The following is a 13,771-nucleotide window of genomic DNA, read 5'->3' as shown; positions in this document are numbered from 1 at the left end:
GAAAGCGGGCGAGCCAGGGGACTGGCTCGCCCGCTTTTTCATCGCGCTAGCGCTTCTTTGGGGTCGACCTAAGGCGAGCGAACCATAGGGCTGCGGCACCCGAGGTCAGGAGCGCGGTGATGCAAGCGGCGATGGGAACTGATCCTGTTGCCGGTAGGTCCTGCAGTAGGGTACAGCGTTGAATGACACGGTCCTCGTCATGTGACTCAAGTTTATCGCCGCCGCCGTTGCGGCAAAGATCGACGCGTGCGCTGTTGGTGAGTGCGGTTTGGGGCGTATAAGCCGACGTCGCCTGCATGTGCACGATTGCGCCCCGAGCGTCTGTGCCAAGGATTGCTTTGGCATCGTCAAGGTCGTCGTGCTCATCTTTGAGATCATCGCGGGTCCAAGAATCCGCATCGCTTCGAGTCGTAAAGTCGGCGGCTACCGCACCGTATTCAATTCGAATGCCCGTTACGACGGTATTGGGTGTAAGGTCGAGCTCTTCCGCCTCGAGTGTGGTGGATTCCGTGGTCGAGACATCCGCCTTCCAGAGGCGCCAGCCGTCGTAATCGACGAGGCGACAGTCCTCACCAAGGCTCTCTTTTACTTCGTCGGACTCAAGCCAAGGATTTTCGTGTCCATCGTCAAGTGTCGCGTTCGCCGGTTCATCGACGTCTGTCGAGTCCAACGGCGTCGTGCGATACCACACGTTGCACAGACCGTTGAGGTCGCCGATGGCGACGGGGGTTTCGATTGAGATGAATCTCGCCGTGCCGTCTTTGGCGCACTCAAGATCATCGATAATCGTAAACTCATCAACCCAAGTAGCGGAATCGTTTCGAGCATCGATGGTATAGGAGAAAAGCCCATCACTATTGGTTTGCGTCGTGGCGCGGTTTTTACCATCGCCGTTAGCCAACAGGCCCTTTTCGATAGGTTGGACAAGTTCCTGACGCTTGTCGACCTGCCCCTTGATCTCGATGGGCGCATCCTTCATCGCGACGGATTGGACTTCTCCCGTATCTTTTATTTCAAACGTTATCTCCTCGGCAAGGTCATAGGTCCGCGGAGACATCATTTCGCGCAACGAGTAGGTGCCGGGTGCAAGATGTTCGACGCGGTGTGGCTTGTCAGATGAGGTCCAGGAGTCTATTTCGGTTTTATCGGGACCATATAAGGTGAGCTGTGCGCCTTCCACTTCCTGCTCGCCGCTTGCATCGACCTTGGAGATATCTACCTTGGTGTAATCGTCGGATACGTTAAGCCGTGCTTCTACAACGGGTGTTTTCTGGTCGGCATAAGTAAGGTCGACAATATGGGATGTCCGATCGAGTAAGAAGCCTGCCGGCGCTTGAGTCTCGACAACCTCGTAGCGTGCGGTGCCAGATCCCAGTGGGAGGTTGTCCGCGCGTGCTTCTCCAGTTTCATCCGTCGTGACGGTCGCGACGGTCTCACCGTCGAGCGCGGCAATGCTACCGTCGGGGCGCACGATATCACCCGAGGCACGGATCTCAAAGACGGCGCCCGCGAGGCTGCTGCCGTCTATGGCATCGGTTTTAACGATCCTGATGTTTCCGGTCGCGGCGTGGTCATAATACGAGGCGATTGCAACGGGCGTTAGGTTCATGTCGGCGGGTATGTTTACCTCGATCTCTTCGCCGACAAGATAGGGCTCTTTGGCCGAGGTTTCGCGTACATAATAGGTGCCCGGCATGAGCGATTCGGGCAGTGTGACGGTGCCGGTCGCGTCAGTCGTAAAGGTGTCCATTACGTTATGTGCTGGATACCAGCAAGTTTGTGAGACAGGTTCGTGATTGCTGTCGAGGAGTTGGAAGGTGAATCCGGCTAGGGGAACAGAAGCGCCTGTTTGGGCATCGCGTTTTACAATCTGGAGATGCGTCGACAGAGCGTGGTTGTCCACGATATATTGAAGCTCGGCGCCGTCGGAAATCTGATTGGCCTCGACGGTCCATTCCCCCGCACGTTTAAAACCCTCGGGGACGGTTTCCGGAACCTCACGAACCGTGTAGCCGGCGCGGTCGTATGGGACGGCTCCGTGGACACCGGATGGTCGCTTGCCTGTGCCAAACCATGCTTCGGGCTGGTCTTTGGTGGAGGCAAAGCCATAGATGTTTGTAGTCAATGTGCCAACAACCTGCTGAGAGCTGTTACTGACAACCTCAAAGACAACATCTCCTGCCGGCTGCTCCAGGCCGGATTGATCGCTATTGCCGTAGTCCTTGAATTTTGAAATCTCAAGGTCAAACGCAATGGGGATATCGGAAACGCGAGATTCGATCTCGACCACGCCTGAATCGCCGAGTTGGTCGGCTCCAACGGTGTAAGACCAACTGTCACCGGAGGGCAAATAGCCCTCGGGCGCCTTCGATTCATAGATGGTAAAGGTTCCCAGGGGGACATCGGTGAGGGTAGCTCGACCGCTTTCATCGGTCCTGAGAGTTTGTGTCCATCCAGGGGTTGATTGCGATACGCACACGAATTCTGCTCCTGCGAGCGAAGCCCCAACTTGGGGGCCTGCATTCGTTGCGGCGTCGAGCTTTACAATGCGCAAGGTAATGGTGCCGGGTTGTTCATCAATGGTGACGTATCCGCCGTTATCCGTCGTGGTAAAGGCAATGCGATCGTGCAGGGGGATATAACCAGCTGGCGCTGTTGTCTCAACTAGGTAGTATGCCGTGTTGGGTAGGAGTGTTGCCTGCGCTCGACCGTTGCTGTCCATCTGGACGGTGGCGACACGCGCGCCGCTGGCGCTCTCAAAAACATCGAATGTTGCCCCGTCAAACTGATAAGTATTGTTTCCGCTGGTAATGGCAGCGTTTGCAGACTGCTTTTGGAAGGAAACAGAGACCGCCGGCAGCACATAGAGCATGTCTTGACGTTTGCTGCCGCCCGATATGGGTCCCAAATAGCGCCGTGCGCGGTGCGGAGCGGCTTTGATGCCTCCCGATTTTGCATTGTCGTGAAGCCACCGTGCGGCAGTCACAACCTCATTGTCGGCGGTAAAATGCCCGCTCTTTGTTTTGCCTTGAGCTGTTGTATAGGAGTAAGTGCCGTCGACATGGGTGGTGCCGTTAAGCATCCATACGGCAAGTTGAGTGGCGGCACGGGCGCGATCGGCCGACAGGCTGTAACCGCCAAATGACGTTGCGGAAGGATATCCGTGACAAACGATCGCCGCGAACTCGTCGTCGAGCCATACCCAGCCCTGATCAAAGTTGAGCCATGGGCCACCCGGCTTGGTGGGACCGGGACGTTCCTGGTTCATACAGTACGCGATTGAGGCGTCTTGAGCCTCGTACTTACCGATGAAGAAGGGCCCACAATCGTCGCTAATGGTGCGAAAGCCGAGCTGATCGTACCCGTCGATGGCAAGTGCGGGTCTCGGAGCCAAGCAACTGATGAGTAGGAAGAGGAGTAGGAGCAGCGGGCCTGTTGCGATTGCGCTGTGGACAGAGTGCGTGGGTGCGTTGGACATGGCTGCTCCTTATCCCTCGTGCGCCGCACGGGGAGGCTGCGGCGCTTGGGACGAGGCTACCCCCGAGGTTCATGCGGGTAAGTACCGGAAGCTGACCAAAAGCTTGCCCGATTTCCGACAAATTGGGTTCATATGGAACAATCAAATAAAACCGCAGGTAAAAGATGGTGAAATAAGGACACCAGAGGTCCCTATCTCCACAATTGGACTGTTTTTCAGACGATTCTCCACAGCTAAAACAAGCATCGACACCCTTGTATCGAACAAGACAACCGCGTTATACTAGCCAACACACAAGCGGGCATCGCCAAGTGGTAAGGCATCAGCTTCCCAAGCTGACACTCGCGGGTTCGAGTCCCGTTGCCCGCTCCAGTAAAAAGCACAGGCACGACACCGTTCCGGTGCCGTGCTTTTTTCAATATAGTGCCGGGACTCGAACCCGACAGGGTGCGAGCGTTAAATAAACGCGAAGCGTTTATAGCGAGCAGGCAAGGTCGCCGATAGGCGACCGTAGCCGGTGCGGATTTGCGAAGCAAATACGCGGACGTCCCGTTGCCCGCTCCATCGAGCGCGGGAGACTTTGGGGCGGCCAATTCAACAAAGTCTTCCCCATCGTCTCCGTGAATCCGAGGAGATCGACCGCAGCCGGTGCGGATTTGCGAAGCAAATGCGCAGACGTCCCGTTGCCCGCTCCAATTCCAAAATGTTAGGTTAATGCCTGCTGCCCATACTTGCACCTGCGCACGGTACAATGGTTGGGTTACGACCAACGTGCCAATAACCAAAAAGGAGCCGCTATGATCGATCGCTATACCCGCCCGGAGATGGGACACATCTTCTCCCTCGAGAACAAGTACGCCATTTGGCAGGAGATCGAGGTCCTGGCCTGCGAGGCCCAGGCGGAGCTCGGCAAGATCGGCATTTCTAAAGACGAAGCCCAGTGGATCCGCGACCATGCCAACTTTGAGAAGGCAAAGGTCGACGAGATCGAGGAGGTCACGCGCCACGATGTCATCGCCTTCCTGACCAACATGAAGGAGTACATCGACGCCGATGTTCCCGAGGGCGACCCCAAGCCCAGCCGCTGGGTTCACTATGGCATGACCAGCTCCGATCTGGGCGACACGGCTCTGTGCTACCAGCTCACCCAGGCCTGCGACCTGATCATCGAGGACGTCAAGAAGCTCGGCGAGATTTGCAAGCGTCGCGCCTTTGAGGAGCGCAACACGCTCTGTGCCGGCCGCACTCATGGCATCCACGCCGAGCCGATGACCTTCGGCATGAAGTTCGGCTCTTGGGCCTGGGAACTCAAGCGCGATCTGGATCGCCTTGAGGACGCCCGCAAGAATGTTGCCTTCGGTGCCATCTCGGGTGCTGTCGGCACGTACAGCTCCATCGAGCCGTTTGTCGAGGAGTATGTCTGCGAGCACCTGGGCCTGGTTCATGACCCGCTGTCCACGCAAGTTATCAGCCGCGACCATCACGCCTATCTCGCCGGCGTTCTTGCCACCACCGCGGCCACCTGCGAGCGCATCGCTACCGAGGTTCGCAATCTGCAGAAGACTGATACCCTCGAGGCCGAGGAGCCGTTCCGCAAGGGTCAAAAGGGCAGCTCCGCCATGCCGCACAAGCGCAACCCGATCACCATGGAGAAGGTCTGCGGTCTGTCGCGCGTCGTGAAGTCCAACGCTCAGGTTGCCTTCGATAACGTCGCCCTGTGGCACGAGCGTGACATTTCGCACTCCTCTGCCGAGCGCGTCGCCCAGGCCGACAGCTTCATCGCGCTCGACCACATGTTCCAGTGCCTCATCCGCGTTATCGACGGCCTGCAGCTGTACCCTGCCCGCATGATGGCCAACCTCAACAAGACCCGTGGTCTCATCTTCTCCTCCAAGGTTCTGCTGGCCCTCGTCGATACGGGCATCACCCGCGAGGACGCGTACGCCATTGTGCAGGAGAACGCCATGGCAACCTGGCATGAGGTACAGGATTGTGTCTCCGGCCCCACCTTTAAGGAACGTCTCGAGGCCGACCCGCGCTGCACCGTCAGTCAGGAGAAGCTCGACGAGATCTTTGATCCGTGGGACTTCCTCACCCGTATCGACACGGTCTTTGATCGTCTGGAGCAGCTGAGCTTCGAGTAGGTTCGGGCATAACGTTAGCTTTTTAGGGCGCTTTGCTGGTAATGTGTGTTGCCGGCAAAGCGCCTCGTTGCATTTAGGGAAAGACGGGGATAATAGTCGTCTCGAATAACATTCTGAGAGGGGATCGCATGATTTCGTTTGATTACAAGCCTCAGGGCGTGTGTGCTCGCAATATTCACCTTGACCTTTCCGATGACGACAGCAAGGTGCTGGGCGTTGAGTTTACCGGCGGCTGCGATGGCAACCTCAAGGCCATCTCCAAACTGGTCGAGGGCGCTCCTGCCGACCGTGTGATCGAGGTTCTTGCCGGCAATACCTGCGGCATGAAGAAGACCTCTTGCGCCGATCAGCTTACGCGCGCTATCGAGGCCGCTCGCGCCGAGATCGCCTAATGGGTATCGCCGACCACATCAAGAACGGAATATCGCGCCGCGGCTTTGTGCTCGGTGGAGCTGCCGCGGGCGCTGCCACGGTGCTTGCCGGATGTTCGAAAAAAACAGGCACCAGTGATGATGCCGCTGGCGAGCCGCAGGTTATCAAGGACGATTCGAAGATTGTCTCGATCACTGATGAGTACGAGGCAGTTGACATCGATCTTGAGCCGGCGGCATCGTGGACGCTGCCGCTGGGCACGTTGCTGTACTACTGCGATGGTGACTATGCTGCGGCAATGATGGCGCCCGCATCGGCACTGCACGCCAACACGCTCGGCGTGCTCAACCTGGGCGATGGCTCGCTTACCACATTAATTGAGAATCCTATCGAGGGCACGGGATATGCTTTTTACGATGTCCGTGCCGGCGACGGCGTGTTTGCGTGGGTTGAGATGAACTTTGCCAGTTCATCGTGGAAGCTCTACGCTCAAAATCTGTCGGGCGCTTCGCTCTCTGGCGACGTGGTTGAGCTCGATCGAGGTGGCAAGGACTATGATCCGCCCCTGTTTACGGCGTTCGGGTCATCAGCCATCTGGTATAAAATGCCTTCGGCAGGCGGCAATAAAACGGGTAGTGATTCGTTTTGCTATCGTCGCTCGCTTGATGAATCCAAGGCCGAGACAATTTGGAAATCGACGGGCCGCTTTGCGTCGGCCCCGCGCGTGAGCGACGGCATTTTGACCATCTCGCCGCGTGTCCGCAACGACGAGGGCGTCTACTACGGCATAACGGCAATCGATCTGACCGATGACAACAACACCAAACGTGCCCAGCTAGTCCTTCCCTCGTCAGTCTCGCCTTTCGAGGCCGTATATATGGGCGATACCTTCGTGTTTTCTATCGAGGCGACCTATAGTGGCGTGGGCAGCCTGGGCAACATGGGCACGTATATCGGTAATGAGGGAGGGCCATACCTCTTCCTGTCCCGCGAGCCGCTCGCATGTGCTGCCGGCAAGAAGAATAAATATCTCGTTAAGGTACAGTCATCGCATTTTCTCATCGACACCTCTGCCAAGACCTATGGCTCGCTACTGTCGCCCGACCGCGCTTTGGAATATGGCGATTATCCAGCTACGGCGGGAAAATCGGACTCATTCCTTACGTACGCCACGGTGCGCAACAGCCAGGGTATACCCGAGACGGTCACCGCACGCCTATTCTCTCTTTAAGCTTAGAGGGGTTAAAAAGGCGCCAACAGGGGAATAAACGCGTTGTAATTGTGAGTACCGCCCGCCGAGCTGCCGCGTCATAGTGGCATCCGGCGGGCTCAGGTGCGTTAAAATGGGCTTGTTCTTAGCTGATTGAGACAGGGGGGCCGTGTTATGGCTTCAGATGCAAAAAAGATTCTGCTGGTCGAGGATGAGAAGGCAATCCGTGACGCCGTCGCTGCCTATCTCGAGCGCGAAGGCTACTGGGTTGTGGGTGTCGGCGACGGCCAGTCCGCGATCGAGGAGTTCGAGAAGCATCAGTTTGACCTGGTCGTGCTCGACCTTATGCTCCCCAAGATCCCCGGCGAGCGCGTTTGCCGCACCATTCGCGATACCTCGGATGTCCCCATCATCATGCTGACTGCCAAGGGCGAGATCGAGGACCGTATTATCGGTCTTGAGCTCGGCGCCGACGACTATCTGATTAAGCCGTTCTCGCCGCGCGAGCTTGTCGCGCGCGTACGCGCCTTGTTCCGCCGTGCCCATCAGGCCGACGAGCCAGCCGTCGAGGTACTCGACTTCGGCGATCTGGTCATCGATATCTCGGGCCACAAGATTTTGGTCGAGGGCAAGGAAGTCGACCTGACGGCTTCCGAGTTTAAGCTGCTCACCACGCTTGCCCGTCACCCCGGTCGCGTCTACAACCGCATGGAGCTGGTCGAGAAGGTGCTCGGCTACGACTTTGAGGGCTATGAGCGCACCATCGATAGCCACGTGAAGAACCTTCGCGCCAAGCTGGGCGATGATCCCAAGAAGCCCAAGTGGCTCTACACCGTCCACGGTGTCGGCTATCGCTTCGAGGCTCCGGCCAAGACCGATAAGTCGGACGAGAAATAGGGAAATCACATATGACACCTGCGCGCTTTGAAATCGGACAAAAGCACAAGCAGGAGAGCGAGGCGGGTTCCAAGGCTAGTTGGAACACGCCTCGTTCCGATTCACGGCCAACGATGAGCTATCCCTCGCGCATGGCACTTGCTTTTGCTCTGACATCGCTCATGACGGTATTGGTGCTGGTGGGCGTGGTCTCTGTTGTGTGGGGCACGGTCTTTTCGGATTACACGCGCTCTAATATCGTCGAAATCGCAAATTCCGCTGCCGAAAAGCTTGCGACGTCGTATGAGGAAAACGGCAATTGGACTGCGGGCGAGCTACGTACGGTCGCGACATCGAGTTTGGTGTCCGACGATTTGGGTATGCAGGTCGTCAACAAGAAAGGCGTTGTCGTTTATGACGACTCATGGCCTTCGGCAAGCGCGACCGCCGATGTGCGCGAGAACGAATCGCCGTCGAGCAGCTCGAGCGGGAAAAAAGCATCGCATAGTCCGGTCTCGTCGGCTCCCACCGGCTCCGATAGCGTTGCAAACGTCGAAATCATAACGTCTTCCGGCGAGCATGTCGGACAGGTAAAGCTGTGGGCCATCGGCTCCGATGCCTTGCTCACCAAGGCAGATTCTGCGTTTAGGGAGAAGACCTTTAACGCCATGGCCCTTGCTGCGGTTGTTGCAGTTTGCATTTCGGTCGTTATCGGATCACTCGTGTCGCGCATGCTCACCAAGCCGATTCACCGTATTACCAGCACGGCCAAGCAAATTCGCGATGGCGATCTGTCTGCTCGTACGGGCTTGCGCGGCGATGACGAGATTGATCAGCTGGGTGAGACCTTCGATGAGATGGCCACTTCGCTCGAGAAGGATATGAAACACGAGAAACGTTTGACCTCGGACGTGGCTCACGAACTTCGTACTCCGCTTATGGCCATGCTCGCAACGGTCGAGGCCATGCAGGATGGCGTATATCCTACCGACGATGAGCACTTGGAGACTGTTGCTTCCGAGACGCGTCGCCTGGCTCGTCTGGTGCAGCAGATGCTCGACCTGTCGCGCATGGAAAACAGCACGGCTCCGCTCAACCTTGAGCCGGTGGACATGGTTCCTTTCGTGCGTTCCATCGTCAATGCCCAGGAGCGCCTGTTTGTCGACCGTGATCTGCGCTTGCGCTTTGCCGACGAGACCCAAGGTCACGACGATGTCGTCGAAGCCGATCCCGACATGATCACACAATGCGTCATCAATCTCATGAGCAACGCCATGCGCTATACCCCCGAGGGCGGTTGGGTCGTGGTGTCGGTGCTCAGTGATCGCAAACACGTCAGCGTCGCCGTTTCTGATACCGGCATCGGTATTGCCAAGGATGACTTGTCGCGCATCTTCGGCCGTTTTTGGCGCGCCGATGCCAGCCGTGCCCGTGAGGCGGGCGGTCTGGGCGTGGGCCTCGCCGTGACCAAGCAGATCGTCGAGCGACATCATGGCTACATTTCCGTGGAGTCGGAGCTTGGAAAGGGTACGACTTTTACGATTCATCTGCCTCGCGAGCACACGGCGGACGCGGCATCTACTACAATGGAGCACTAGCTTTTCGCTATTCGGTGAAGGAGGGGCCGCGTCCCTGCCGCTCCGAGTTTGCGAAAACGTGCGGGAAAGAACCCGCATTACTGTCGTATTTTGGTAAGGAGTGACTCACGTGACAACGATGGAGCGTCGTCCGGATTCCCGTGGCAAGGTTCGTGATATTTACGATGCCGGTGAAAACCTGCTGATGGTCGCCACCGACCGCATTTCTGCGTTCGACTTCATTCTTCCCGACGAGATTCCGTTTAAGGGAGAGGTGCTCAATCGCATCTCGGCATTCTGGTTCGATAAGTTTGCCGACATCGTCCCCAACCATCTCGTTTCCATCGACCCGGCGGATTTCCCCGAGGAGTTTGCTGAGTATCGTGACTACCTCGCTGGCCGCGCCATGCTGGTTAAGAAGGCCCAGACGATTCCTATCGAGTGCATCGTCCGCGGCTATCTGACCGGTTCGGGCAAGAAGACCTATGACGAGAACGGCACCGTCTGCGGCATTCAGCTGCCCGAGGGTCTGACCGAGGCCTCAAAGCTTCCCGAGCCGCTGTTCACGCCGTCCACGAAGGCCGAGATCGGCGACCACGACGAGAATATCTCGTTTGAGCGTTGCTGCGAGATCGTGGGTGAGGACATCGCCGCGCAGATTCGCGACCTGTCCCTCAGGATCTACAAGGCCGCTGCCGAGTACGCCGCGACCCGTGGCATCATCATTGCCGACACCAAGTTCGAGTTTGGTGTTATTGATGGCAAGGTCACGCTGATCGACGAGTGCCTCACGCCCGACTCCAGCCGTTTCTGGCCTGCTGCCAGCTACGAGGAGGGCAAGATCCAGCCTAGCTACGACAAGCAATTCGTCCGCAATTGGCTCAAGGCCAACTGGGATATGACGGGGGAGACCCCGCACCTGCCCGCCGAGGTCATCGATGGCACGTCCGAGCGCTATCGCGAGGCCTTCCAGATCATCACGGGCTCCCAGTTCACAAGCATGAAGGAGAACGCATAAGTGAGTACCCGTAGCGCCACGAACAAGCGCACGCAATCCCACGAAGTTACCGGGGTTGCGCGCAAGTCTGCCGCATCTGCTAAGCCCGCCCGCCAAGCAGCGAGCTCCGTTCGCGTCGTGCCGGCTTCGTCTAAGGCACGCCGCAAAGAGCTCGAGAAGGGCGAGAACCTCGAGGGCCTCTCTAAAGAGGAGAAGCGCGCCCGCAAGGCTAAGCAGCGCGCCAAGGAGGACCGCATCTATACGGTGTCGAATATCCTCCTCAAGCAGGACGAGGACTACACCAAGCGCCGTCGCATCTGGTGGATTGTGCTCGCCATTGGCATGGTGCTCGTCGTGGCCATTTGGGCTTCGCTGTACTTCGCTCCCGCTGGCATAGTGTCCAGCCCCGTCCAGATGGTCGGCATCGTTTTGTCCTACGTCGTCATTTTGGGTGACTTTATCTACGACTTCGTTCGTATTCGTCCCCTGCGCAACATGTACCGCACGCAGGCCGAGGGCATGTCCGAGAACAAGCTCAACGCCCTTATCGAGCGCTCGGCTGCCGAGGAGGACAAGAAGGACTCCAAGAAGAAGTAGCGTTTGCATGCATACTTATCGCTAAGATATAAGGCGCGTCGTTTTTGCGGCGCGCCTTTTTACTGTTCTATAGATAGATGGAGTGGCACATGATTCGAGCTGCCCTGACGGTCGAAGAGGCTCTGGAGGGCATGAAGGTCCTAGAGCCCAAGATTAAAAACTATGCGCGCCTGGTTGTCCGCAAGGGCGTAAACGTCAAGCCCGGCCAGGAGGTTGTCGTTCAGTCTCCGGTCGAGTGCGCGCCGTTTGCGCGCGTGGTGGTCGCGGAGGCCTATGCCGCCGGTGCCGGTCACGTGACGGTTATTTGGGCCGATGATGCCGTGACGAGGCTCACGTACGAGCATGTCGAGAAAAGCTATTTTGAGCAGACGCCCGAGTGGAAGCGCATGCAGCTGGATTCGTTGGCCCAGGACGGCGCCTGCTTTATCTTTATCGAGGGCGCGGACCCTGCGGCTCTGAAGGGCATCGATCCCGGTAAGCCTGCTGCAGCTTCTAAGGCAAGGAACACGCAGTGCAAGGTCTTCCGCCGCGGACTGGACTACAACATCAACCCGTGGTGCATCGCCGGCGCGCCGGTCGTCGCCTGGGCGCGCGAGGTGTTCCCGGGAGACGCCGATGAGGTTGCAATCTATAAGCTGTGGAATGCGATTCTGCACACCGCTCGCGCCGATGGCCAGGACCCGGAGAGCGACTGGGAACTCCATGACGCCGCATTCGAAAAGAACCTGCGTTTCCTGAACGACAATCGTTTCGACTACCTGCATTACACCTCGGCAAATGGAACCGATCTGACGATTGGCATGACGAAAGGTCACGAGTGGGCCGGCGGCAAGGGCAAGACGCCCGATGGGCACCCCTTCTTCCCCAACATTCCCACCGAGGAAGTCTTCACCTCGCCTGATCGTATGCGTGCCGACGGTATCGTGTATTCGGCTATGCCGCTCATTCACCACGGTAACAAGGTTGACGATTTTTGGATTAAGTTCGAGGCGGGCCGCGTAGTGGACTACGATGCCCGCGTGGGTAAGGCGACGCTCGCAAGCATCATCGATACGGACGAGGGCGCTGCTCATCTGGGAGAGGTCGCGCTCATTTCCAAGAACACACCGATCCGTGAAAGTGGCGTTTTATTCTATGACACGCTCTATGATGAGAACGCCAGCTGCCATCTCGCGCTGGGTGTCGGTTTCCCCGAATGCATCGAGGGTGGGTATGACATGTCCAAGGAGGAGCTCCTGGAGCATGGCGTTAACGTCTCGAGCACGCACGTCGATTTTATGATCGGCACGGACGACATCGATATTACGGGCATTACGCCTGATGGACGTGAAGTTGTGATTTTCCAGAACGGCCAATGGAGTTGGGAATAGTCCCAGACCGTGGTACAATGCCACCCGCGGGCCGTTAGCTCAGCTGGCAGAGCAGGGGACTTTTAATCCCAAGGTCCAGGGTTCGAACCCCTGACGGCCCACCCAAAGATTGTTGAGACGGTCAACTTCGGTTGGCCGTCTTTTTTGTCGCCTTTTCATGGGTTCGAACCCGTCGGGGCGCGGAGCTGAGTAAACGCGTGAGCGTTTGCCAGCGCAGCGCGCAAGGCGCGAAGCGCCGCAGCGGCCGCCTGGGGAGCAGGCTGGACCCCTGACGGCCCACCATAGACTAAAAAAGCGACTGGCGGATGCCGGCCGCTTTTTGTTGCCGCGACACGGGTTCGAACCCGAACTTCTCTATATATAAGAACGCTTGGCGAACAAAACCTGCCTTTTACCGACGGGAAACAAATAGCTGATGCTTTTGGAGTAAAGTGGCGCTCCAGAGATGACCGATGCCTTAACACCTATAAACCAGCTGGTCATCGCCAATATCAGAAGCCACTGCTTCAGTTTTAACCTCAGTGATGCGACTGAGGGACCTATTCATTTGTGAACAAAATATGGAGTGCGCGATTCCCGCCCCCGGGGCCCCTCCGGTCTGGCAATATATCTCCTTGCCGCGCGGCCCGGTGGAACCGGGAACCAGCGCAGGCGTGCACCTTGAGAACCGGATACTGCGAGGATGGACACACCAGATGTGTCGCATCCGGGCAGACATCGAACCATTTGAAATGGTCTAACTTGGATTTGTTTTTCGCAAGGCCGCCGAGAGGCGGCCCCGAGAAATTCCTTTTCCTATACTAGAACCATATGAATCGAACGGAACCGATCAGCGAATGACTGAGAGGACCGGACGGGCTCGAAGCCCAACATATTTGGACGGAGAGTTCGATCCTGGCTCAGGATGAACGCTGGCGGCGCGCCTAACACATGCAAGTCGAACGGCACCTATCTTCGGATAGAAGCGAGTGGCGAACGGCTGAGTAACACGTGGAGAACCTGCCCCCTCCCCCGGGATAGCCGCCCGAAAGGACGGGTAATACCGGATACCCCCGGGCGCCGCATGGCGCCCGGGCTAAAGCCCCGACGGGAGGGGATGGCTCCGCGGCCCATCAGGTAGACGGCGGGGTGACGGCCCACCGTGCCGACA

At 57.7% G+C, this 13,771-nt stretch carries 9 protein-coding genes, 2 tRNA genes and 1 rRNA gene; 11 read left to right on the top strand and 1 reads right to left on the bottom strand.

Annotated elements, in window-relative coordinates; genetic code table 11:
• Positions 1 to 46: 46 nt before the first annotated feature.
• Positions 47 to 3,478, bottom strand: coding sequence for a SpaA isopeptide-forming pilin-related protein (locus ABHR75_RS00720; RefSeq protein ID WP_346963393.1), 3,432 nt, complete (start codon positions 3,476 to 3,478; stop codon positions 47 to 49).
• 297 nt (positions 3,479 to 3,775) lie between these two features.
• On the opposite strand from ABHR75_RS00720, the gene ABHR75_RS00715 reads away from it, so the two are divergent.
• The 11 genes from ABHR75_RS00715 to ABHR75_RS00665 all read left to right on the top strand — a co-directional run.
• A tRNA-Gly gene (locus tag ABHR75_RS00715) sits at positions 3,776 to 3,850 on the top strand.
• A gap of 425 nt (positions 3,851 to 4,275) precedes the next feature.
• The gene (purB, locus tag ABHR75_RS00710) at positions 4,276 to 5,622 is read left to right on the top strand and encodes an adenylosuccinate lyase (RefSeq protein ID WP_055251306.1); all 1,347 of its coding nucleotides are present in this window, start codon (positions 4,276 to 4,278) and stop codon (positions 5,620 to 5,622) included.
• A gap of 128 nt (positions 5,623 to 5,750) precedes the next feature.
• On the top strand, positions 5,751 to 6,014 hold the full coding sequence (locus ABHR75_RS00705; protein ID WP_346963392.1) for a TIGR03905 family TSCPD domain-containing protein: 264 nt from the start codon (positions 5,751 to 5,753) through the stop codon (positions 6,012 to 6,014).
• Positions 6,014 to 7,225: a hypothetical protein gene (locus ABHR75_RS00700; protein WP_346963391.1), complete on the top strand. Its 1,212-nt coding sequence runs from the start codon at positions 6,014 to 6,016 to the stop codon at positions 7,223 to 7,225. Before ABHR75_RS00705 ends, ABHR75_RS00700 begins: the two co-directional genes overlap by 1 nt.
• A 153-nt stretch (positions 7,226 to 7,378) precedes the next feature.
• Positions 7,379 to 8,101 (top strand): response regulator transcription factor, encoded by a 723-nt coding sequence (locus ABHR75_RS00695; RefSeq protein WP_006236208.1) that lies wholly within the window; start codon positions 7,379 to 7,381, stop codon positions 8,099 to 8,101.
• Between the two features lie 11 nt (positions 8,102 to 8,112).
• Positions 8,113 to 9,678 (top strand): sensor histidine kinase, encoded by a 1,566-nt coding sequence (locus ABHR75_RS00690; protein ID WP_117584007.1) that lies wholly within the window; start codon positions 8,113 to 8,115, stop codon positions 9,676 to 9,678.
• Positions 9,679 to 9,796: 118 nt separating this feature from the next.
• On the top strand, positions 9,797 to 10,675 hold the full coding sequence (locus ABHR75_RS00685; RefSeq protein ID WP_250787730.1) for a phosphoribosylaminoimidazolesuccinocarboxamide synthase: 879 nt from the start codon (positions 9,797 to 9,799) through the stop codon (positions 10,673 to 10,675).
• Positions 10,676 to 11,251: a hypothetical protein gene (locus tag ABHR75_RS00680; RefSeq protein ID WP_346963390.1), complete on the top strand. Its 576-nt coding sequence runs from the start codon at positions 10,676 to 10,678 to the stop codon at positions 11,249 to 11,251.
• 89 nt (positions 11,252 to 11,340) lie between these two features.
• On the top strand, positions 11,341 to 12,621 hold the full coding sequence (locus ABHR75_RS00675; protein WP_346963389.1) for an aminopeptidase: 1,281 nt from the start codon (positions 11,341 to 11,343) through the stop codon (positions 12,619 to 12,621).
• Between the two features lie 28 nt (positions 12,622 to 12,649).
• A tRNA-Lys gene (locus tag ABHR75_RS00670) sits at positions 12,650 to 12,722 on the top strand.
• Between the two features lie 775 nt (positions 12,723 to 13,497).
• A 16S ribosomal RNA gene (locus ABHR75_RS00665) occupies positions 13,498 to 13,771 on the top strand; the annotation flags it as partial.

Source organism: Collinsella aerofaciens, from assembly GCF_039752955.1.
GTDB classification, from domain to species: Bacteria; Actinomycetota; Coriobacteriia; order Coriobacteriales; family Coriobacteriaceae; genus Collinsella; species Collinsella aerofaciens_BI.
The sequence above is the reverse complement of the archived record's forward strand: the minus strand, read 5'-3'. Positions and strand labels throughout refer to the sequence as shown.